Source organism: Thermus tenuipuniceus, from assembly GCF_002964845.1.
In the GTDB taxonomy this organism is placed as follows: Bacteria; Deinococcota; Deinococci; order Deinococcales; family Thermaceae; genus Thermus; species Thermus tenuipuniceus.
Genome location: NZ_KZ672969.1, coordinates 15337 through 36552 on the forward strand (window position 1 = coordinate 15337; position 21216 = coordinate 36552).

The window sequence follows — 21216 nt, forward strand, 5'->3', positions numbered from 1 at the left end:
CTCACCCCTTTCCGAACCTGGGCACGTGGGGGGGCCTTAGGGGAAGCCCCACGGCCTTGAGGTCGGTGTAGAACTCAAGAGCATAAAGGCCACCCTCCCGCCGCTCCCCGCTGGCCTTCACCCCGCCAAAGGGGGTGGGCAGGTGGCGCACGTTGTGGCTGTTGAGGTAGACGAGGCCCGCCTCTAGCTCCAGGGCCAGGCGATGGGCCCGCTCCAGGTCCTTGGTGAAGACGTAGGCGGCGAGGCCGTACTTGGTGTCGTTGGCGAGCCTGAGGGCCTCCTCCTCGTCCTTAAAGGGGATGGCCACCAAAACGGGGCCGAAGATCTCCTCCTGGGCGATGCGCATCTGGTTTTCCCCCACGAAGAGGGTGGGCTCCAGGTAGTTCCCCTGGGAAAGATCCTCCCCGCGGAAGGAGGTGGTGGCCCTCCTTCCGCCCACGAGAAGCCTTGCCCCCTCCTTAAGGCCCGCCTCCACATACCCCAAAACCCTCTCCAGGTGCTCGGGGCGGATGAGGGGGCCCACCTCGGTCTCGGGGTCCAGGGGATGGCCCACCCGGATGGCCCGCGCCCGTTCCGCCACCCTCTCCACAAAGGTTTCAAAGATGGACTCCTCCACCAGGAGGCGGGAGCTCGCTGTGCACCGCTCCCCGTTGAAGGAGTAGATCTGGAAGACCACCGCGTCCAAAGCCCTTTCCAGATCGGCGTCGGCAAAGACCAGGGCCGGGCTTTTCCCGCCAAGCTCCAGGGAAAGCCGCTTGAGGTGGCGGGCGGCGTTTTGCATGACCACCTTTCCGGTCTCCGTCTCCCCGGTGAGGGTGATGAGGGGAACGAGGGGATGGGCCACCAGGGCGGCCCCCGCCTCCTCGCCGTAGCCCTGGACCAGGTTGAAGACCCCAGGGGGAAGGTCCGCCTCCTGCACGATCTCCGCCAGCTTGCTGGCGGTTAAGGGGCTCCACTCCGCGGGCTTCAAGACCACCGTGTCCCCGAAGGCCAGTGCCGGGGCGATGCGCCAGGTGGAAAGCATCAGGGGAGCGTTCCAAGGCGTGATGATGCCCACCGGCCCAGCCGGGACCCTCAGGCTGTAGTAAAGCCAGTCCCGGTCCACGGGGAAGGTGCGGTCCTCCATGGCGTGCTCGGCGTACTCGGCATAGAAGGCGAAGTTCTCCGCGGAGCGGGCCACCTGGGCCTTGACGATGCGCAAGACCTGCCCGGCGTCCAGGGCCTCCACCACGGCGAGCTCGTCCGCGTGCCTCTCCAGAAGCTCGGCGATTTTGAGGAGGTAACGCCTCCTCTCCCGGGCCGGGGTGCGGCTCCACCGCTGGAAGGCCTCGTGGGCCGCCTTGGCGGCCCGGTCCACTTCCCTTTCCCCACCCCGGGCCGCATAGGAGAGCACCTCGTTGGTGGAAGGATCCAAGGTGGGAAAGACCTCCCCGTCCTCCGAGGGGACGAAGGCCCCGCCAATGAAGTGGAGGGCCGTCCACCCCTTTAGGGCCTTGCGAATGGCCTCGATCCTTTCCCAGGGAATCCCGGCCACCTGGTCCTGGTACCTCATGCCTCCTCCTCTATGGGGTTTTCCAAAGCCCCAAGCCCTTCGATCTCCAGCCGCATCACATCCCCGGGAAGCACCCGGCTTATGCCCTTGGGCGTCCCGGTGAGAATGACGTCGTAGGGCTCCAGGGTCATGAACTCGGATATGTATTCCAAAAGCTCCGCCACGCTGTAGAGCATCCTCGAGGTGTGCCCTTCCTGACGAAGCTCCCCGTTCACATAGGCCCTTAGGGTAAGGGTCTGGGGATCCTCCACCTCCCCCACCACCAGAAAGGGCCCAAGGGGGCCAAAGGTATCCCGTCCCTTGGCCCGGATGGGGGGGCGGAAGGTGTTCGTCACGTGGTCCCGCACCACCAGGTCGTTGGCGATGGTGTACCCCAGGACGTAGTCCAAGGCCTCCTTGGCCTTCACCCGGCGCATGGGCCGGCCCACCACCACCGCCAGCTCCACCTCGTAATGCATGTACTCCGCCCCTTTTGGGTAACGCACCACGCCCTTGTGGGGAAGGAGGCTATTGTTCGGCTTCCAAAAGAGCGCGGGCTCCTCGGGACGGGAAAGGCCCAGCTCCTCCGCATGGTCCGCGTAGTTCAGGGCCACCCCGATCACCTTGCCGGGGGTGAAGGGAAGGAGCCAGGTGACCCCCTCGGGATCATGGGCCTCCCCGGCTTCGTCCAGGAGGACGCCCTCCCTATAAACCCCGTGATGGAGCCTTCCCTTAGCCAGGAAACGGCAGAGCTTCATGCCTCCTCCCCGATCAGGCGGTAGCGCCGGGCCATGGCCCTCAGCCTCTCCTCCACCTCGGGGGTGGTGGGACCCAAGGGGAGGCGCCACTCCTTCTCCAAAAGGCCCATCCAGGAGAGCACCGTCTTTAGGGGAATGGGGTTCGTGTCCCAGAAGATGGCCTCGTTGGCCTCGAGGAGGTGGTAGTGAAGCTCCCTCGCCCCGGCGTAGTCCCCCGCCAAGGCCAGCTCCGTGAGCCTCGCCACCTCTTTGGGCAGCCAGTTGGCGGTGGCGGCGATGGTCCCCACCGCCCCCAGGCTCATCATGGGCAGGGTGAGGCTTTCCAAGCCGCAGAACACCAGGAAGTCCTGGCCCACCTCCTGGAAGAGCTGGGAGAGGTACTCCAGGTCCTTGGAGGAGTGCTTGAGCCCCACGATGTTGGGAAAGTCCCGCCTGAGGCGGGCCACGGTCCTGGGGGCGATCTCCACCCCTGCCCGGCCCGGGATGTTGTAGATGAGGATGGGAAAGTCGGGCACCGCCTTGGCCACCTCGGCGAAGTAGCGGTAAAGCCCTTCCTGGTTGGGTTTAACGTAATAGGGGACGATGACCATGGCCCCCTGGGCCCCTGCTTCCTGGGCGAAGCGGGTGAGCTCGAGGGTTTCCTCCAGCCTGAGGGCCCCGGTGCCGGGGATGACGGGAACCCGGCCCGCCGCCTGCTCCAGGGCGATCTCGATCACCCGCTTCCGCTCCTCCAGGGTCTGGGTGCCGGGCTCGCCCGTGGTGCCCCCCACGCTGATCCCGTGGGAACCCCCCTGGACGGCCCGCTCCACGAGCCTCCTTAAGGCCTCCTCGTCGATGCGCCCTCGGCAAAAGGGGGTAGGTAGGGGTGGGATGGACCCGCGGAACATGCTGCTCCTTTCGCCCCTTAGGATGGCCCTCCCGGCCCAGAAGGGCAACTGTAGGGAGCACAAGATTGTGCCGATATTTGGTTTTTAACACAAAACAAACCCTCTTGTACCCTGGGCGAGTGCGGTATATTGTGCAGAACAACAATGCCCACGCCAGAATTTAGCCCAAACTCCATTACCTTCCTCCATCTGGCCCAGGACCTGGGCCTCGAGGTCCTGGTCCCTTCCCATAGGCCGGTCCTCTACCTCCTGGAAGAGGCCAAACCCCTCCTGCCCCTGGAGGGGGCCCTTCTCCTCACCCGCCCCGAGGGAAACCTCTGGCGCTACCGCACCGCCTCCGGCTTCCTCCTTCCGGCCCCGGACCCGGAACTCCTGGGGTATGCCCGGAAGGAGGGCCTGGGGGTAGCGGTCTACCCTCCTTGGCTGAAGCGGGAGGAACTGGCCAAGGCGGTGGCCCTGCGCCTCTTCCACCTGGGCTCGGGTCTGGGGATGGCCGGGCTTTTGGACCTCCTGTTGCGGCTTCCGGAAAGGCCCTTCCTGGAAGTCCTCTACCAGGCCACAGGCCTGGCCCTGGCCTGGGTAGCCCCCTGGGGAGAAGTGCTGGGATTTGCCGGCCCCATACCTCCCCAGCACCCCAAGGAGCCCGGGGAAGGCCGGGGATGGCTTTCCCTGGAAGCAGGGGAGGGTGTTCTGGTGGCCTATGGGGAGGAAGAGAGCTTGCGGCAAGCCCAAGGCCTTCTGGAGGTGGCCGCCCGGCTTCTTCGGGTGCGGGCCCTGGAACGCTCCCTGGAAAGGATGCGGGAGGAATCCCTGGGCGGGGCGCTCCTGGAGGGCCTCATCCTGGGGGAAGCGGAACCCGACCGGCTTTTCGCCTTCGGCTTCACCGAGGGGGTGGAGTGGGTCCTAGCCCTGGTGGAACCCAAGGCAGTACCGGGCCGCCACCGCCTGGCGGAGGAAAGGAGGCGGGAGGCCACCCTGGAACTGAGGCGCCGGGCCGGCACCTTCCTGGACCGGCTGGGCGTGCCCTACCTTCTTACCACCCGGGGCAACCGCCTGGCCGCCATGTGGCAGGTGCACAACCCTAAGAAGGAGGCGCAAAGCCTCCTTTCTGCCCTGCCCCCGGGGAGCCGCCTGGGGTATTCCGCGGTGCACGCTGCTGGCGAGGAGGTGCAAAATGCCTACCGCGAAGCCCTCATCGCCCTCAAGGCGGCCCGGGCGGGGGAAGCCCTTTCCTTCAGCGGCCTGGACCCCGTGGCCTTTGTGCTTCTCCAGCAGTCTCCCGAGGACCTGAAGGCCCTGGTGGAACGCTACCTACCCCTGCCCCCAAAGCTCCTGAAGACCCTCGAGGTGTACATGGCCACGGGCAATGTGGAGGAGGCGGCCTCTTCCCTCCACATCCACCCCAACACCCTGCGCTACCGCCTCAAGCGGATCGAAGCCGCCCTGGGTCCCCTGTCCCGTCCCGAGGTCCTGGCCCAGGTCCACCTGGCCCTCAAGGCCCGAGACCTCCTGATGGGGTAAGATCCTTATATGCCAAAGCCCAGGGTAGTTCTCCTGGTCCTCCTGCTTTTGGGCGGCGTGGGCTTTGCCCAGACCCTCCTGGAGGCCACCGCCGTGGTGGCCTTAGCCTCCAGCCTGGACCCAGCGGTGCGCCTGCCGGCGGGAAGCTACAAGGCCAGGAGCCCCGACCCCCTCCTCCAGCGCTTTCCCGAGGCCAAGGGGTACGCCCTCGAGGCCTTCGTGGCCAAAGGCATCGCCAGCAGGCTCCACGCCGCTTTCGTCCAGCAGGTGCTCACCAGCTTTGCTGCCGCGGGCTACTTTGTGGAGAGGCAGGAGGAGAAAACCATAGACGGGGAGGTGCGAAGCCTTTACCTCCTCAAGGACAGCCTGGGCCGGTCCGCCATCCTCCTGGTGGTGCGCAAGGGGGAAGAACTGGTTTACGGGTTCGGCAAAAAGCGCTGAACCCGTAGACTCGGCGCCGGGCCCGGGCTTTCCTAAGCGCCGGAGAGAGGGCAACACCTTGCGGCGGGAAAGCAGCATTTTGTGCCTATATTCACGATTACACTCGCACGTGCTCACTTTCTCCCCCAAACTCACCCCCAGCAGGCTCCCCATCCCAGACCTAAAGCTCCGCCAGATCCACCCTTTCCAGCACCGGCAAGGCCCTCAGGGCCTCCAGGACCTCCTGGCTTGGCTTCTCGTCCACAGTGAGAACAAAAAGGGCCCTTCCCCCCGGCACATCCCGGCCCAGCTGCATCCCGGCGATGTTCACCCCCGCCTCGCCCAAGAGGGTTCCCACCTGGCCCACCACCCCAGGGCGGTCGTAGTTCACGCAGACCAGCATGTACCCTTCGGGTAGGACCTCGAGGGCATAGTCGTCAATCCCCACCAAGCGGGGTTTACCCGCCATCACCACCCCCCGGGCCCGGCGCTCCTCCTGGTCGGTGGCAAGGCGCACCTCCAGAAGCCTGGTGTACTCCCCCGCCTCCTCCTGCCTGCGGGTGACAAGCCGGATGCCCCGGTCCTTCAGGAGGGGCCGGGCGGAAACCAGGTTCACCATCTCCTCCCCCAGCACCCGGGAGAGGAAGCCCTTGGCTACGGCACTGGCCACGGGCTCAGGGTCCTTTTCAAACCGGCCCAGGAAGCTTACCTCCAGCACCTCGGGCCGGCCCCGGGTGATCTGGGCAAGAAGCTTCCCCAACGCCTCCCCCAGGGGCAGGAAACCCCTCAGGGCCTCGAGGGCCTCGGGGTCAAAGCCGGTGTTCAGGGCGTAGGAAAGGTCCCCCTCCAAGGTGTGCACCACCCGCTCCAAAACCGCCTCCCCCACCCGGTCCTGGGCCTCAAAGGTGTTGGCCCCCAGGTGGGCGGTGAGGACCACCTTCGGGTGGTTAAGAAGCGGGTGGTCCTTGGGGGGAGGCTCCTGGGCAAACACGTCTAGGCCAGCAGCGAACAGGTGGCCCTCCTCCAACACCTCCAACAGGGCCTTCTCGTCCACGATGCCCCCTCTGGCGGCGTTCACCACCACCGCCCCTCGGGGGAGGAGGTAGAGTTCCCTCCGCCCGATCATCCCCCGGGTTTCCTCGGTGAGGGGCGCGTGGGTGGTGAGGAAATGGCTTTGCCGAAGCATGTCGGAAAGGTCCTCCAGGAGCTCCACCCCCAGGCTCTCCGCCCGGGTCCGGGGGATGTAGGGGTCGTAGGCCAGGACCCGCATCTCAAACCCCTTGGCGAAGCGGGCCACCTGGCCTCCAATCCGCCCCAAGCCCACGATGCCCAGGGTCTTGCCCTTAAGCTCCAGGCCCAAGAACTTCCGGTCCCACTCCCCGGCGCGGATCTTGCGGTCGGAAAGGGCGATGCCCCGGGCGGCTGCCAGAAGGAGGCCAAAGGCCAGCTCCGCCGCCGAGCGGGTGTTAGCCTCGGGAACGTTCACCACCAGGATGCCCAGGCGGCTGGCCGCCTCGAGGTCCACGTTGTCCACCCCTACCCCGCCCCGTCCCACCACCTTGAGCCGCTTGCCCCGCTTCAGTAGCTCGGCATCCACCTGGGTCCGGCTTCGGGTGATGAGGGCATCGTAGGCGGGGATGATCTCCAAAAGCTCTTCCCGCCCGATCCCCGGCCGGTAGTCCAAAAGCACCCCGGGGTACTTCACATCCCCAAGCCGCATCTCGTCGGACACCAAGACCCGCCACATATACCCTTGACCCTAGCAGAAAGCCCCTCGTAGAGCAACAAGTCCTCTACACTACACCAGGGACCTGTGGTATCTTGTCCGGGAACACAGGGAGGATATATGAAGGTTGCCTTGATCACCGACTCCACCTCCGACCTACCCAAGCCCCTAAGGGAACGCCTGGGCGTGCGGGTGGTGCCCCTTTACGTGAACCTGGGGGGGCGCATCTACAGGGACTGGGAGGAGATCACCCCCGAGGAGATCTTCCAGAAAGTTCGGGAAGGGGCCGCCTTCCCCACCACCAGCCAGCCTTCCCCTGAGGATTTCCAGCAAGCCTACCAGGAGGCCCTGCAGGAGGTCGACCACGTGCTTTCCATCCACATCTCGGCCAAGCTCTCAGGGACGGTGCAGTCCGCCCTCCTGGCAGCGCAAAATTTCCCCGAGCGCATCACCGTTTTCGACAGCCAAGCGGCTTCCTTGGGCATCGGCATGATGGTGCTTCGGGCCCACGAGCTTCTTTCCCAGGGCCGAACCCTGGAGGAAGTGCTCTCAGAGCTGGAGCGCATCCGCAAGGACCACTTCGTGCGCTTCAGCGTGGCTACCCTGGAGTTTTTGAAGCGAGGAGGGCGCATCGGGGGGGCCCAGGCCCTTTTGGGCACCCTCCTGGGCATCAAGCCCATCCTCACCCTTAAGGAAGGCCGGGTGGAGGCGGCGGGCCGGGCCCGGGGGGAAAGGAAAGCCAGGGAGGAGATCCTCAAGGACTTCCAGGCATGGGCCAGGGGACGGGAGCACATCCGGGCCTTCTTCCTTTATAGCGCTGAGGAAAACGCCGTAAGGGAGCTTAAGGAGATGGTTTTGGCCTCGGGCCTTCCCGTGGAGGAAGCCCTGGTGAGCGAGCTGGGAGCGGTGATCGCCAGCCACACCGGCCCCGGCACCTATGGGTTTTATGCCTACAGCCTCTAGCGTGGCCTTCGTGGCCGACTCCACCTTAGGCCTGAGCCCCGAAGAGGCCTTAAAACAGGGTATTCACGTGGTGCCCCAGCAGGTGATCTGGGGAAATAGAACCCTCCGCGACCAGCTGGACATCAGCGACGAGGAGGTCCTGGACCTCCTTCAACAAGGGAAGCGGCTTTCCACCAGCCAGGTGGCCCCCGCGGACCTGCGCTCCACCTACGAAGCCCTCCTGCAAACCCACGAGCGGGTGCTTTCCGTCCACGTGTCCGGCCACCTCTCCGGAACCGTGGCCACCGCCATGGCGGTAGCCCAGGAGTTCGGGAAAAGGGTCCAGGTGCTGGATTCCTGGTCCCTCAATGGAGGCCTTCTCCTGGTGCTGGAGGAGGCCCGGCGGCTTCTCGGAAGGGGGGTGGCCTGGGACCAGCTGGAGAAGGCCGTGGCTCCTTACCGGGAACGGGTGCGGGGCTATGTCCTCCCCGAGACCCTTACCTACCTGCGCCGCTCGGGACGAATCTCCGGCCTGCAGCGGTTTGTGGGTGGGCTTCTTCGCATCCTGCCGGTCCTCGAGGTGAAGGGTGGGCAGGTCCTCCCCGGTCCCCGGGTGCGGGGCTTCAAGGAAGGGCTTCGCAAGGTGGCTGAGCTTTTCCACCGGGACTTTCCCGAAGGGGGGCTCACCTACCTGGCCCATGCGGGCAACCCCGAGGGCGCCAGAACCTTGGGCGAGGCCCTTAGGATGGAAGGCGTGGAGGTCTTGGGCACCTTGCGGGCAGGGGCGGCGGTGAGCGTCCACGCCGGCCCCGGCACCGTAGCCCTCTTCGCCGGTCCCAGGAGGTGAGGGATGCGGGCGGTGGTGCAACGGGTTTCCGAGGCCTTCGTGGAGGTGGAGGGCGAGGAGGTAGGGAGGATCGGCCTGGGGCTTCTGGTCCTCCTGGGGGTGGGGCAGGGGGACACGGTGGAGGACGCTCTTTATTTGGCGCGGAAGATCGTGGCCCTGCGTATCTTCCCCGACGAGGCCGGGAAGATGAACCTGTCCCTCAAGGAGGTGGGCGGGGAGGTGCTCCTCGTGAGCCAGTTCACCCTCTACGCCGACACCCGCAAGGGAAACCGTCCCTCCTTCGTCAAGGCCGCACCCCCCGACATGGGGAAGAGGCTCTACGAGGCCGCCATAGAAGCCTTCCTGGAACAAGGGGTGCACGTGGAAACCGGGGTTTACGGAGCCCACATGCGGGTGCACCTGGTAAACGATGGCCCGGTGACCCTAATCCTGGACTCGGAGGAACGCCTTAAGCCCCGCTGAAGACCTTAGGGCCTTGGGCCCTCTCACGCCCCTCATGCGGCGTCTGTTAGCCTAGGGTACTCCCGCAGCGAGGAGTGCCTATGCAGAGAGTAGAACCCAAAGACTGGATCCCCCTCATCAAGCCCTACGCCAAGCCCAACGTTTTCCGCAGCCTCCGCCAGGTGGCCGACACCCTCTTGCCCCTCCTTCTCCTCTTCTTCCTAGCCCACAAGGCCCTCTCCGTCTCCCTGGCCCTGACCCTCCTCTTGGACCTGGCGGCCGCCCTCTTCCTGGTGCGCCTCTTCATCCTCCAGCACGACGCCGGCCACGGCTCCTTCTTTCCCAAAAAGTGGGCCAACGACCTCCTGGGCTTTTTCACCGGGGTTCTGACCCTGGTCCCCTACCACCACTGGCAGCTTTCCCACGCCCGGCACCACGCCACCAGCGGCAACCTGGACAAGCGGGGGGTGGGGGATATCCACACCATGACCCTCGAGGAGTACCTGAAGGCCAGTCCCTGGGACAGGCTCAAGTACCGCCTTTACCGCAATCCCTTTATCATGTTTTTCCTGGGACCCATCTACGTTTTCATGCTCTCCTACCGGCTTCCTCTGGGCTACGGCTCGGACAAGCCCTCGGTGCGCAACTCCGTGGCCTTAACCAACCTCTTCCTGGCCCTCTTGCTGGCGGGGATCGTGGCCTTTTTTGGGGTCAAGACCCTCCTCTTCGTCTACCTGCCCATCCAGTACCTGGCGGGCATGATGGGCATCTTCCTCTTCTACGTGCAACACCAGTTTGAGGACGTCTACTGGGAGCACGACCCCCGCTGGGAGTACCTGAAGGCGGCGATGGAGGGAAGCACCTACCTGAAGCTCCCCAAGGTGCTCCAGTGGCTTACCGGGAACATCGGCTTCCACCACATTCACCACCTAGCCCCCAAGATCCCCAACTACCTCCTGCCCAAGGTGCAGGAGGAGGTGGACCTGGTCAAGGTGGCCCCCACGGTTACCCTCAAGGATGCCTTCAAAATCGCCTTCGCCGACATGCACCTCTACGATGAGGAAAGCCGGAAGCTGGTAGGCTTTAAGGAGGCTCACCAGCGCCTGCGGGAAACCCAAGGCAAGAAGGCCTACTAAGCGTTCCCTAAGGTTTAAAGGAGCCCTGCAGGGCTCCTTTTGGGGCTACTCAAGGCCCAAATGCTCCCGAATCCGAAGGTCCAAAGCCTCTAGGGAGTAAGCATTGGCCACATCGTTGGTTACCAGAATGGCGGGCCTCACCTTGGCAACCTCCCCGGGGCTTCCCGGGTCAAAGTCCACCAGGAGGATGTCGCCCCTTCTCAGCCCCACGAGGTCTCTTCCAGGGTTTCCTCCAAGCCGGAGTCCAGGAGGGGATCCTGGAGAAAATCAGCATCCTTGGCTAGGGCGCGGTACCCCTGGGCAAGCTCCACCTCTCTCAAACGCTTCAGGGCCAAGGCGAACACCTCGCTTCTCGTAAGGCCCAGGCGGGTGCGCATCTCCTCCACGTACTGCGCCAGGATAGGATCCAGGTTTATGGTGTAGCGCACATGGGCTTTCACACGGAACATCTTACCCCATGTGCGTCTAGTGCTTAAAGTGCCGCACCCCGGTGAAGACCATGGCCAGGCCCAGCTCGTCCGCCGCCCGGATGGAATCCTCGTCCCGCACGCTTCCCCCAGGCTGGATGATGGCCCGGATGCCGAACTCCGCCGCCAGGCGCACCACGTCGTCAAAGGGGAAGAAGGCATCCGAGGCCAAGACCGCCCCCCTGGCCCTCTCCTTGGCGGTCTTCAGGGCGTGCTTGGCGGAGGCGTAGCGGTTGGTCTGCCCCACCCCGATGCCCAGGGTCTGGCCTTCCTTGGCCACCACGATGGCGTTGGAGCGCACGTGCTTCACCACCCTCCAGGCGAAGAGGAGATCCTGCCACTCCTTTTCGCTGGGGGCCTCCTTGGTCACCACCTTGGGCTCCATGGGGTCTAGGGTGTCGGCATCCTGGAGGAGGACCCCGCCCCGTATCCGGCGAAAGTCCAGGTAAGGACCTTGGGCGGGAAGGGGAACCTTAAGAAGGCGCAGGTTTTTCTTGCGGGAAAAGGCCGCCAAGGCCTCCTGGGTGAAGCCCGGGGCCAGGACCACCTCCAAAAACACCTCCCTCATGGCCTCCGCCGTGGGCCCGTCCACGGGTCGGTTGAAGGCCACGATGCCCCCGAAGATGGAAACCGGGTCCGCCTCGTAGGCCTTTCGGTAGGCTTCCAAGGGACTTTCCCCAAGGGCTACACCGCACGGGTTCTGGTGCTTGATGGCGACACATGCGGGCTCGGCAAACTCGGAGACCAGGTTCCAGGCCGCTTCCGCGTCCAGGTAGTTGTTGAAGCTCATGGCCTTGCCCTGTAAGACCTCCGCCTCCAAGAGGGGCCCCTGCTCCCCTTCCAGGCGGTATAGCGCCGCCTCCTGGTGGGGGTTTTCCCCGTAGCGCAAAGGGCTCTCCCGCTTTAAAACCAGGAACTTCTCCGGAGGGAACTTTTCCCCAGCCAGCCACTCGGCGATGGCGGCGTCGTAGCCTGCGGTGTGGGCGAAGGCCTTGCGGGCAAGCTCCTTCCGGAACTCCGGGGTGGGGCCCTCCTTCAAGGCCTCGAGGACCCGGGGGTAGTCCTCGGGATCGCACACGGGAAGGACGGCCATATGGTTTTTGGCCGCCGCCCGCAGCATGGCGGGCCCCCCAATGTCGATCTGCTCCAGGGCCTCGGCAAAGCCCGCTCCCCTGGCCACCGTTTCCCGGAAGGGGTAGAGGTTCACCGCTAAGAGGCTAATCCGCTCAAAGCCCAAGGCCTTAAGCTCCCCCTCCTGGTCGGGCCGGGCGAGAAGTCCCGCATGCACCTTGGGATGGAGGGTCTTGACCCTGCCCTCGAGGACCTCGGGGAAACCCGTAAAATCGGAGATATAGGTCACGGGAAGGCCTGCCTCCGCCAGGGTCCTGTAGGTCCCCCCGGTGGCCAAGAGCTGGAAGCCAAGGCCTAAAAGCCCCTCGGCAAAGGGCACGAGCCCCCTCTTATCGGAAACGGAAAGGAGCGCCCACATGGAGGGCATTTTACCGGCTACACTAAGGGGGATGAGCATCTACGAGGCCATCAAGGAAACCATCAAGGAGGCCATGAAGGCCCGGGACCAGAAGACCCTGGACTTCGCCCGGGTGGTGAAGGCGGAGCTGGACCGCAAAGGGGATGGCAAGCCCCTGCCGGACGCCGAGGCGGTGAAGGTGCTAAGGGCCCTCCGCGAGATCGCCCTGGAGCAAGGCAATACCTTTGAGGTGGAGTTCTTGGACCGCTTCCTGCCCAAGGAGATGAGCGAGGAGGAGCTCGAGGCCTGGATCCGGGAGAACATCGACCTTTCCCAGTTCAAAACCCCCCTGGCCGCCATCGGGGCGGTGACCAAGGCCTTGGGGCCTAGGGCCCCCGGGGAAAAGGTGCGCCGGGTGATCGAGCGCTTAACCCAATGAATCCCTGGGAACGGATCGACATCGAGGAAGTCCTTACCGAGCCCGTGAGGCTGGTAAGGGAAAGGGTGCGGACCCACACCGGGAAGGAGCTCACCTACATCTACCGCCCGGGGCCTGTGGCCGCCAGCTTCGTCCTGCCCGTGACCCCAAGGGCCACCGCCCTCCTCGTCCGCCAGTACCGTCACCCCACGGGCAAGTTCCTCCTGGAGATCCCGGCAGGCAAGGTGGACCCAGGGGAGAATCCCTTGGAGGCCGCCCAGCGGGAGCTTATGGAAGAGGTGGGGGCCGAGGCCAAGCGGTTTCTCCCCCTTCCCCCCTTCCATCCCCAGCCCTCCTTCACCGCCGTGGTCTTCCATCCCTTTTTGGCCCTGGAGGCGGAGGTGGTGGCCAGGCCGGCCCTCGAGGACGGGGAGCTCCTGGAAACTGTGGAACTCCCCCTTCCGCAGGTCTACCGCCTCCTGGAGGCCGGGGAGATTCAGGACGCCTCCACCGCCCTCACCCTCTTCTACGCCCGTCCCCACCTGGAAGCCGAGGGCCTCCTGTAACACCACCCCCTGGCTTGCGCCAGGGCTCCGGAAAGGACCTCCCACAGGCGTCATCTCGTTGGGGCTTAGAAAACGAAACAAAAAGGGTATAAAAAGCCGTGCTCTAATGCATAAAATGCGCCTGGGAAAGGGGCCAGGGGCTTGGTAGACTAGCCCCGTATGAAGCCCAGCATTCACACTCCGCTTCCCGGTCCCAAGGCCAAGGCCCTCCTGGAAAGAGGTCAGGCGGTCCTGTCCTCTTCCTACATCCGGCCTTATCCCTTCGTCCCTGCCCGCGGGCAGGGAGTGTTCCTGGAGGACGTGGACGGAAACCTCTTCCTGGACTTCATGGCGGGGATAGCGGTCAACACCACCGGCTATGCCCACCCCAGGGTGCTGGAGGCGGTGCGGGCCCAGGCGGAGCGCTTTGCCCACGTGTGCTTTTCCGACTTCACCCACGAGCCCACCCTTTCCCTGGCGGAAAGGCTGGTGGGGAGGCTCGGCGGAGGCTACCGGGTGTTCTTCGGCAACTCCGGCACCGAGGGGATCGAAGCCGCCATCAAGCTGGTGCGCCACCACACGGGAAGGCCCTACCTCCTGGCCTTCACCGGGGCCTTCCACGGCAGGAGCCTGGGCGCCCTCTCCCTCACCGCCAGCAAAAGCGCCTACCGCAAGGGCTTCTCCCCCCTGCTTCCCGGGGTGGTGCACCTGCCCTTCCCCAACCCCTTCCGCCCGCCCCTGGGGGCCCGGCCGGAAGAGGTAGGGGACGCCGTTTTGGAGCACCTGGAGCACCTCTTCCGCACCGTGGTGGCCCCGGAGGAGGTGGCCGCCTTCTTCCTGGAGCCCATTCAGGGAGAGGGGGGGTACCTGGTACCTCCACCCGGCTTCGTCCCTAAGCTCAAGGCTCTTCTGGAACGGCACGGCATCCTCCTGGTAGCGGATGAGGTGCAGTCGGGCGCTGGCCGCACCGGGCTCTTCTTCGCCCTCGAGCACGAGGGGGTCAAGGCGGAGGTCTACGTCCTGGCCAAGGGCCTGGCCTCCGGTTACCCTTTAAGCGCCCTCCTTTTCCGGGAGGAACTCTCCAGCTGGCGCCCCGGGGCCCACGGCACCACCTTTGGCGGCCAGGCGGTGGCCGCCGCCGCGGCCCACGCCACCTTGGACCTCCTGGAGGCGGGCCTCATGGAAAACGCCAGGCGGGTGGGGGCCTACCTCCTCAGGGAGCTTAAGGCCATGCAGGGCCGCTTCCCCTTCCTGGGGGATGTGCGGGGGAGGGGGCTCATGATCGGCCTGGACTTCGGCACCCCCAAGGAGGAGCGGCCCGACCTCAGGGACAAGGCGGTGGAGCTGGCCTTTAAGAAAGGGCTTCTTTTGCTCCCCGCCGGGCCTTCCGCCCTCCGCATCGCCCCGCCCCTCATCCTCACGGAGGAGGAGGCGGCCATGGGTTTGGAGATCCTCGAGGAGGTCTTCCAAGCGCTCTAGCGCCCTCCTGCCCCAGGGTAAGGGGCTCAGAAGACCCTTCTCCGGGACCATGCTGGAAGGGCTATAGGGCACTATACCCGGCGAAGCGGTTCGCTTAAAAGCCAGGAGGGGATGAAAACTGGGCCAGGGAGGACCTCCCTGGCCCCAAATCCTCGGGTTCTATTTGGGTTCTCCGGGCCAGTCCCCCACCACCCCCGGCGCCGCCCACTCCATGGTGAGGAGCTCCTGGAGGGTGGCCTTTTTCCCCGCCGGGATCCGCACCACCCCCTTCCGGTCCTGGATGGGACCCGTGAAGGGGTCAAAGGTAGGCTTGGGGCTCTGCATATCTTTCAGAAGGGCCATGATGCGGTCGTAGACGCTCACCTTCTTCCCGCCCACCGTCATCTCCGCCTTCTGCAACAAGGGCACGTGCTTGGGGTTTATGGGCACCCCGTAGTCCGCCCCCATCTCCACCGCCTTGTGCTGCAGGAGCCAGAAGTAATCCACATTCTCCAGGTTCTTGGCGGTGTAGACCCCCTCCTTCACCTTCTTGAGGAAGTCAATGTAGATCACCTCCCAGTGGACGATCTGGCCGGAGACCACGTGGTCGGGAGCGAACTTCAGCATAGGGGTGTAGTGGCCGAAGGAGTAGGCTCCCTTCTTGGCCGCCGTCTGGATCACCGTGGGGGTGTCCTCGGTGAAGGCGAAGACGTCCGCGCCTTGGGCCAGAAGGGCTTCCGTGGCCTCCCGGGCCTTGGCCGGGTCGTACCAAGCGTTGATCCAACGCACCAGCACCTGGGCCTTGGGGTTCACCGCCCTGACCCCCAGGGTGAAGGCGTTGATGTGGCGCTTCACCTCGGGGATGGGGAAGGCAGCCACGTACCCCACCTTGCCCGTCTTGGAAAGGGCCCCGGCGGCCAGGCCGTTCAGGTAGTAGACCTGGTAGAAGTCCGCCATGTAGGTGGCTACGTTGGGAGCCCGCTTGATCCCGGTGGCGTGGGCAAAGATGACGTTCGGGTACTTCTTCCCCCCCTCGAGGACCGCCTCCATGTACCCGAAGCTGGTGGCGAAGATCACCTGGCACCCTTCCCTCACGAACCGGTCGATGACCGGAAGGGCCTGGGCCTCGGGCACGCTTTCCACGTACCGGGTCTCCAGCCAGGGAAGGGCGGCCTCCGCCTTCTTCCGCCCTTGATCGTGGGCGTAGGTCCAGCCCGCATCCCCAATGGGCCCCACATAGATAAAGCAGGCCTTGAGCTTATCCCCTTGGGCCCACGCCAACCCCAACGCCAACACCAGCAAACCCAGAATCCTCCTCATCCTTCACCTCCCCCGGTCAAAGGGCTGGCCCAGGGCCCTGGGGGCCCGGGCGCGGCCCGAGAGGGCCAGGACCAGGATAACCAAAAGGTAGGGCATGGCGGCAAAGGCCTCCGACGGTATGGGTACACTGCCCTGCAAACGGAACTGCAGGAAGAACAGGAGGCCAAAAAAGTAGGCCCCCAGCACGGCCCTCAGGGGCTGCCAGCCCGCCAGGATGACCAGGGCGATGGCCACCCAGCCCAGCCCCGAGGTCATGCCGTCCGTCCAGGAGGGGCGGTAGGCCAGGGAAAGGTAGGCCCCAGCCAAGCCGATCATCCCTCCCCCCAGGGCCAAGGCCAGGTACCGCACCCCATCCACGCTCACCCCGAAGAGGTCCGCCGCCTTGGGGTTTTCCCCCACGCTCCTCAGGTAAAGGCCATAGCGGGTGCGGGAAAGGAGGAGGTGGAGGCCCAGGGCCAGGATCAAAGCCAGCCCGGCCAACACCCCTTCCGGCAGAGGGTCGGGCAAGGGGGTTCCCTCGTACCGCTTCCCCAAAAGCCCCGAGGCCCCAAGGCCCAAGGCGGCCAAGGCGAGCCCCGCCACGAACTGGTTGGCCCGGAGAAACACGGCGAAGACGCCCAGGAAAAGGCCCAGCAAGGAGCCCACCCCAACCCCGCAAAGAACCCCCCAAACCGGCCCCGCCTCGAGGGCCGCGGCAAAGGCAGCCAGGGCGGATAGCGCCATCATGCCCTCCACCCCCAGGTTCACCACCCCGCCCCGCTCGGAAAGAAGGGCCCCCAAGGAAGCAAGGAGTATGGGGGTCCCGAAAAGTACCGCGCGCAAAAGAGCCTCTTCCATCAGCGCCTCCAGATCAAGCGACGTTGGCTCAAGGCCTCGGCCCCGATGAGGCTGAGGAGCAAAAGCCCCGCCACCACGTCCACCACCCGAAAGGGCATGGAAAGGGCGAGCTTCAAGGCATCCCCCCCGGCCAGGATGAGGCCAAGAAGAGGGGCGGTAAAGAGCACCCAAAGGGGTCTCCCCCGGGCCAGCCAGGCCACCAGGATGGCGGTGAAGCCGTACCCCAGGGAGATCTGGGCGGGCTCCAAAAGCCTCAGGTGGATGCCCGCCACCTCCCCCACCCCTGCCAGGCCCGCAAGGAAACCGGAAAGAAGCGCCGCCAAGAGGATCAGCCTGCCCCCCTTAAGGCCCAGGTACCGGGCAGCCTGCGGGTTTTCCCCCAGGATGCGCCATTCAAAACCCAAGGGGGTGCGGAAGAGCAGGAGTTGAAGCCCCAAGGCCGCCGCGATCCCAAGAAGCAGGGTGGGCCAGTGCACCAGGGTATCCCCCAGGCGGGGAAGCTGGGCCTCCGGGGGAAACCGGTCCGTGTAGAGGAAACCGAAGACCATCTGCCCCTTCCAGGGTCCCGCCACCAGGTAGACCACCAGGTAGTAGACCAGGTAGTTCTGCATGAGGGTGGTTAGGATCTCGTTGGCCCCAAAGCGCACCCGAAGCCAGGCGGCAAGCCCACTCCAAACCGCCCCCAGACCACCCCCCAAAAGGAACATGAGGGGCAGGGTCCAGGGTCCGGGAGGCAGGAAAAGGGCCACATAGGCCCCTCCCACCGCCCCCATGAGGAGCTGCCCCTCCGCCCCGATGTTGAAAAACCCTACCCTAAAGGCCAGGGCTAAGCCTGCCCCGATGAGGAGGAGGGGGATGGTGCGCCGCCCCACCTCGGCCAGGCCCAAGGAATCCCCCAGGGGGGAGAGAAGAAGCCCGTAGGCCTTTAGCGGGGATACCCCATAGAGGAGGAAAAGAAGGCCTAAAAGCAACAGGGCCAGGGCCACGAACAGGCTATAGGCCAAGAACACCTTCCAGAGGCTTGGGCTAGGATCCAGCTCCCACCTCATACCCGCCCCTCCGTCATCATCCGCCCCAGCCGCTCCCGGTCCGCCTCCTCCCGGGGAACGGGCCCCACGAAGCGCCCGTGGTACAGGGCCGCCACCCTATGAGAGAGGGCCAGGATCTCGTCCAGGTCCTCGCTGACCAAAAGCACAGCCGCACCACCTTGCACAAGCTCCAGGATACGCCCGTGAACCTCTTCGGTGGCCCCCACATCCAGCCCGTAGGTGGGATGCATGGCCAAGAGAAGGCGAGCCCCCCCCTGGAGCTCCCGGGCCAGGATCACCTTCTGCACGTTTCCCCCCGAGAGGAACCGCACCGGGGTGCGGGGGGAGGGGGTGCGGATGCCGTAGCGCTGGATCAAGCCCCCCGCCTCCATTTCCATGGCCCGGTAATCCAGCAAGCCCCTGCGAACAAAGCGAGGGTAGGTTCTAAGGGCCAGGTTTTCGGCCACGCTCATGCCCCCCACCACCCCCATGCTCCGCTCCTCGGGAATATGGGCCACCCCTTGGCGGAAGAGGCTCATGGGGTCCCGGGGCCAGGGCTTGCCAAGGAACCGCACCCGGCCCTGGTGGGGCCTGAGACCTGCCAGGGCCTGCACGAGCTCCGCCTGCCCGCTTCCCGCCACCCCCGCAATCCCCAGCACCTCCCCTGCCCGCAAGGCGAAGGAAACCCCCTGGACAGGGAAACCGTGCCGGGGCACCAGAAGGTCCTCCACCTCGAGGACCACTTCCTTCCGGGGCGGGGGCACCTTGGGGGGCGGGGCCAGGCTCCGGCCCACCATGAGGCGCACCAGGAGGTCCTTGTCCGCCTCCTGGCACCAAACCTCCCCCACCTTCTCCCCGGCCCTAAGCACGGCAATCCGGTCGGCGATGGCCAGGACCTCCTCCAGCTTGTGGCTGATGAAGATCACCGCCAGGCCCAAGGCCTTGAGGCGCCGGATCTCCTGGAAGAGCCCCTCCACCTCCTTGGGGGTAAGGACGCTGGTGGGCTCGTCCAGAACGAGCACCCGGGGGCGGTTAAGGAGGGCGCGAAGGAGCTCCACCCTTTGCTTCTCCCCTGCGGAAAGACGGGCCACGGGCGCCTCGAGGTCCACGCCCAAAGGATGCCCCTCCAAAAGCGCCGCAAGCCGCCGCACCAGAGCCCGGCGGGAAAAAGCCAGGGGCAGGTCCAGGCCCAGAGCCAGGTTCTCGGCCACAGTGTGGGCTTCGATGAGCTCCGGATGCTGGGGCACCAAGGCGATGCCCAGCCGCTGGGCGGCCTTAGGGGACGGGATACGTACCTCTTTACCCTCCAGGAGAATCCGCCCCTCATCCGGGGCATAAAGGCCGTAGAGGATGCTCACCAAGGTGGTCTTCCCCGCCCCGTTTTCCCCCAGAAGGGCCAGGACCTCTCCCCGGGCCACCTCGAGGCTCACCCGGTGGTTAGCCACCACGGGACCGAAGCGCTTGGTGATGTTCTCCAGTTTCAGCATGGACCAGGCCGCAAGGGCCGGCCTTGAGGATACCACGCCCTAAAGAGGGGTTAGGGCGGTGCTTGCCCTTAGGCGCTCCTGTCCCTCCGCAAAAGGAGCAAACCTGCCTCAGAGGAAAAGGCCGGGGGTAGACCCCGGCCCAGTCATGACAACCTTCTAAGGCCGCTTCATCCAGAAGGTGTAGGTACCAGATCCGCTGTACGCATAGATCCGCCAGCGGTAGTACCCCGCCGTACCGCTGTACTTGATGCTTTCCGAGGAGGAAGTGCTGGTGGCACTGGCCACCGTGGTCCAAGAAGAACCGTTCCACTTCTGCAAGTAGAGATCAAAGTCGCTCCCCGCAGGCCCCTGCAGGTAACCCTCGTGCGTGCCCGAGACACTGCTGTAGTAGTAGGTGCCGTTGGGCTGGTAAGCCGAAGCCCCTTGGCTGAGGCTTCCCGAGTACTGCTCACATCCCGTGCACGGTGAGGTGGAGCCTCCACCGCTTACCAGGCTGTAGAGGAGACGGTTGGGGGAACCCGTCCCCGCTCCGGTTACCTTGCCAGTCGTAGCTCCATTCACAATAGCCGAAGCCACCTGGGCCGGGGTAGCGCTGGGGTACTGCTGGAGGTACAGCGCCGCCACTCCCGCCACATGAGGAGTAGCCATAGAAGTCCCGCTGATGGTGTTGGTGGCGGTGTCGGAGGTATGCCAGGTGGACGTGATGTTCTGACCGGGCGCGAAGAGGTCTAGGCAGCTTCCGTAGTTAGAGAAGCTCGCTCGGGCATCGGTACTGGTCGTGGCCCCCACGGTGATCGCCTCAGGAACCCGAGCGGGAGAGGATAGACAAGCATCCTGGTTCTCGTTGCCAGCAGCCACAGCGAAAACTACCCCTGCATTGATGGCATTCTTGACCGCGGTGTCCAAGGCGCTAGAAGCTGCCCCACCCAGGCTCATGTTGGCCACGGCGGGCTTCACATGGTATTGACGGACCCAGTCCACCCCGGCGATAACTCCAGAGGTCGTGCCCGAACCGTTACAATCCAACACCCGAACCGCGTAGAGCCGCACTCCTTTGGCCACCCCGTATACGGAACCCCCGATGGTGCCAGCCACATGGGTGCCGTGCCCGTTGCAATCCTGGCCGTTACCTCCCAGGGCATCGTAAGCCACCGAGGCCCGACCACCAAAGTCTTGGTGCGTGGTGCGGATACCGGTGTCTATGACATAGACATTGACCCCGCTACCGGTATAGGTGTACGTGTAGGCCCCATCCAAGGGCAGATTGCGCTGGTCGATGCGGTCCAAACCCCAAGTGGCCCCCGTCTGGGTGGCCGATACATGAACGTAGGTGTCGGCTTCAATGAACTCCACCCGGGGATCTTTGCGCAAGGCCTCGAGGGCCCGCTCACTCAAGACGGCAGCGAAGCCCTCCAAGGCTTCCGTATAGACCGCCTGCACCTTAACCTCAGCGCTGGAGACGCCCAACGGCTCAAGGCCACCCGTCCCCGCCTCCAAGCTCTGAAGCAGAGCTTTCGCCTTCCCCTTCTTGAAAACCACGATGTACTGATCGGGCACCACGTTGGCCGCATCGGCGTTATAGAGGGGAGCCTCTGCCGCCTCCACGCTACCTGGGATATCGCCCCCTAGGGAGCCTGTTTGGCAAGCCCCCAAAACCAGGGCCAAAAAACCTACGATAACGCTTCGCCAAGCCTTATGCTTCATATCTTTCCTCCCAAAAAGGATTCGTTAACGGCTCATAACTTACCGTCAGATGCCCCCCGTGTCAAGCCACCCCCATCGGCAGCAAATGCTGCACTTTTTGGGCGTGCCTCTTCGGGGGGCATAAATGGGCTTTCATAAGGCTACATGAAGCCTAAAGCTACCACACGGTCCGTGCCGGCCCTCTGACCCGGACGCACACAATGCCCAGGCACAGCCACGCCGGCGGGAGGGTTCTGCTCCTCAAAACTTGCACCTCCCGAATACCCTGCATAAAC

The 21216-nt window shown here is 65.0% G+C and carries 21 protein-coding genes; 9 read left to right on the forward strand and 12 right to left on the reverse strand.

The annotated features are described in order from the left end of the window. Window position 1 precedes the first annotated feature (1 nt). Genes hpaE through hpaI form a run of 3 tightly spaced genes read right to left on the reverse strand, consistent with a single transcriptional unit; the run spans window position 2 to window position 3176 of the window. The gene (gene hpaE, locus C2847_RS04465) at window positions 2–1552 is read right to left on the reverse strand and encodes a 5-carboxymethyl-2-hydroxymuconate semialdehyde dehydrogenase (RefSeq protein WP_105317271.1); all 1551 of its coding nucleotides are present in this window, start codon (window positions 1550–1552) and stop codon (window positions 2–4) included. After that, a complete protein-coding gene (locus C2847_RS04470) occupies window positions 1549–2289 on the reverse strand; it encodes a fumarylacetoacetate hydrolase family protein (protein ID WP_105317272.1) in 741 nt (246 codons plus the stop codon). The genes hpaE and C2847_RS04470 overlap by 4 nt, the downstream gene beginning before the upstream one ends. Further along, complete coding sequence (hpaI, locus tag C2847_RS04475) at window positions 2286–3176, reverse strand: 2,4-dihydroxyhept-2-ene-1,7-dioic acid aldolase (RefSeq protein ID WP_105317273.1); 891 nt, start codon at window positions 3174–3176, stop codon at window positions 2286–2288. Before hpaI ends, C2847_RS04470 begins: the two co-directional genes overlap by 4 nt. A gap of 144 nt (window positions 3177–3320) precedes the next feature. Here hpaI and C2847_RS04480 point away from each other — a divergent pair, with 144 nt between their 5' ends. Together C2847_RS04480 and C2847_RS04485 are read left to right on the forward strand one after the other, a co-directional pair. Then, window positions 3321–4697, forward strand: a complete 1377-nt coding sequence (locus C2847_RS04480) for a PucR family transcriptional regulator (RefSeq protein WP_105317274.1) — start codon at window positions 3321–3323, stop codon at window positions 4695–4697. Between the two features lie 9 nt (window positions 4698–4706). Next, on the forward strand, window positions 4707–5138 hold the full coding sequence (locus C2847_RS04485) for a hypothetical protein (protein ID WP_105317275.1): 432 nt from the start codon (window positions 4707–4709) through the stop codon (window positions 5136–5138). Between the two features lie 160 nt (window positions 5139–5298). Here the strand turns inward: C2847_RS04485 and serA are convergent, their stop codons facing one another. Next, complete coding sequence (serA, locus tag C2847_RS04490) at window positions 5299–6864, reverse strand: phosphoglycerate dehydrogenase (protein WP_105317276.1); 1566 nt, start codon at window positions 6862–6864, stop codon at window positions 5299–5301. Between the two features lie 99 nt (window positions 6865–6963). Here serA and C2847_RS04495 point away from each other — a divergent pair, with 99 nt between their 5' ends. The 4 genes from C2847_RS04495 (at window position 6964) to C2847_RS04510 (ending at window position 10209) form a co-directional block, all read left to right on the forward strand. Continuing rightward, entirely contained in the window at window positions 6964–7806 is an 843-nt protein-coding gene (locus C2847_RS04495) for a DegV family protein (protein WP_105317277.1), read from the forward strand. After that, on the forward strand, window positions 7790–8632 hold the full coding sequence (locus tag C2847_RS04500; RefSeq protein ID WP_105317278.1) for a DegV family protein: 843 nt from the start codon (window positions 7790–7792) through the stop codon (window positions 8630–8632). The genes C2847_RS04495 and C2847_RS04500 overlap by 17 nt, the downstream gene beginning before the upstream one ends. Window positions 8633–8635: 3 nt before the next feature. After that, window positions 8636–9094, forward strand: coding sequence for a D-aminoacyl-tRNA deacylase (gene dtd / locus C2847_RS04505; protein WP_105317279.1), 459 nt, complete (start codon window positions 8636–8638; stop codon window positions 9092–9094). Window positions 9095–9174: 80 nt separating this feature from the next. Beyond that, on the forward strand, window positions 9175–10209 hold the full coding sequence (locus C2847_RS04510) for a fatty acid desaturase (RefSeq protein ID WP_105317280.1): 1035 nt from the start codon (window positions 9175–9177) through the stop codon (window positions 10207–10209). Window positions 10210–10254: 45 nt separating this feature from the next. On the opposite strand, the gene C2847_RS04515 is transcribed toward C2847_RS04510, so the two are convergent. From C2847_RS04515 to purH, 3 genes are read right to left on the reverse strand one after another with little or no spacing between them, the layout of a single operon-like run. Further along, window positions 10255–10419 (reverse strand): type II toxin-antitoxin system PemK/MazF family toxin, encoded by a 165-nt coding sequence (locus tag C2847_RS04515; RefSeq protein WP_105317281.1) that lies wholly within the window; start codon window positions 10417–10419, stop codon window positions 10255–10257. Next, entirely contained in the window at window positions 10410–10658 is a 249-nt protein-coding gene (locus C2847_RS04520; RefSeq protein ID WP_244187352.1) for a hypothetical protein, read from the reverse strand. Before C2847_RS04520 ends, C2847_RS04515 begins: the two co-directional genes overlap by 10 nt. Window positions 10659–10674: 16 nt before the next feature. After that, on the reverse strand, window positions 10675–12165 hold the full coding sequence (purH, locus tag C2847_RS04525) for a bifunctional phosphoribosylaminoimidazolecarboxamide formyltransferase/IMP cyclohydrolase (RefSeq protein ID WP_164835636.1): 1491 nt from the start codon (window positions 12163–12165) through the stop codon (window positions 10675–10677). Window positions 12166–12196: 31 nt separating this feature from the next. Between purH and C2847_RS04530 the strand changes: the two genes are divergently transcribed. The 3 genes from C2847_RS04530 to C2847_RS04540 all read left to right on the forward strand — a co-directional run bounded on the left by C2847_RS04530 (window position 12197) and on the right by C2847_RS04540 (window position 14586). Beyond that, on the forward strand, window positions 12197–12583 hold the full coding sequence (locus C2847_RS04530) for a GatB/YqeY domain-containing protein (protein WP_105317283.1): 387 nt from the start codon (window positions 12197–12199) through the stop codon (window positions 12581–12583). Next, window positions 12580–13128 carry an NUDIX hydrolase gene (locus C2847_RS04535; protein WP_105317284.1) on the forward strand — a complete coding sequence of 183 codons (549 nt, stop codon included), beginning with the start codon at window positions 12580–12582 and terminating at the stop codon, window positions 13126–13128. Before C2847_RS04530 ends, C2847_RS04535 begins: the two co-directional genes overlap by 4 nt. 159 nt (window positions 13129–13287) lie before the next feature. Further along, complete coding sequence (locus C2847_RS04540; RefSeq protein WP_105317285.1) at window positions 13288–14586, forward strand: acetyl ornithine aminotransferase family protein; 1299 nt, start codon at window positions 13288–13290, stop codon at window positions 14584–14586. A 159-nt stretch (window positions 14587–14745) separates the two neighbouring features. Here the strand turns inward: C2847_RS04540 and C2847_RS04545 are convergent, their stop codons facing one another. The 5 genes from C2847_RS04545 to C2847_RS04565 form a co-directional block, all read right to left on the reverse strand. Then, window positions 14746–15885 carry a BMP family ABC transporter substrate-binding protein gene (locus C2847_RS04545; RefSeq protein ID WP_105317286.1) on the reverse strand — a complete coding sequence of 380 codons (1140 nt, stop codon included), beginning with the start codon at window positions 15883–15885 and terminating at the stop codon, window positions 14746–14748. A gap of 3 nt (window positions 15886–15888) precedes the next feature. Then, on the reverse strand, window positions 15889–16722 hold the full coding sequence (locus C2847_RS04550) for an ABC transporter permease (protein WP_105317287.1): 834 nt from the start codon (window positions 16720–16722) through the stop codon (window positions 15889–15891). Continuing rightward, on the reverse strand, window positions 16722–17771 hold the full coding sequence (locus C2847_RS04555) for an ABC transporter permease (protein WP_105317288.1): 1050 nt from the start codon (window positions 17769–17771) through the stop codon (window positions 16722–16724). The genes C2847_RS04550 and C2847_RS04555 overlap by 1 nt, the downstream gene beginning before the upstream one ends. Then, window positions 17768–19237 carry an ABC transporter ATP-binding protein gene (locus C2847_RS04560; protein ID WP_105317289.1) on the reverse strand — a complete coding sequence of 490 codons (1470 nt, stop codon included), beginning with the start codon at window positions 19235–19237 and terminating at the stop codon, window positions 17768–17770. Before C2847_RS04560 ends, C2847_RS04555 begins: the two co-directional genes overlap by 4 nt. Before the next feature lie 156 nt (window positions 19238–19393). Then, the gene (locus C2847_RS04565; protein WP_105317290.1) at window positions 19394–20941 is read right to left on the reverse strand and encodes a S8 family peptidase; all 1548 of its coding nucleotides are present in this window, start codon (window positions 20939–20941) and stop codon (window positions 19394–19396) included. Window positions 20942–21216: the final 275 nt, after the last annotated feature.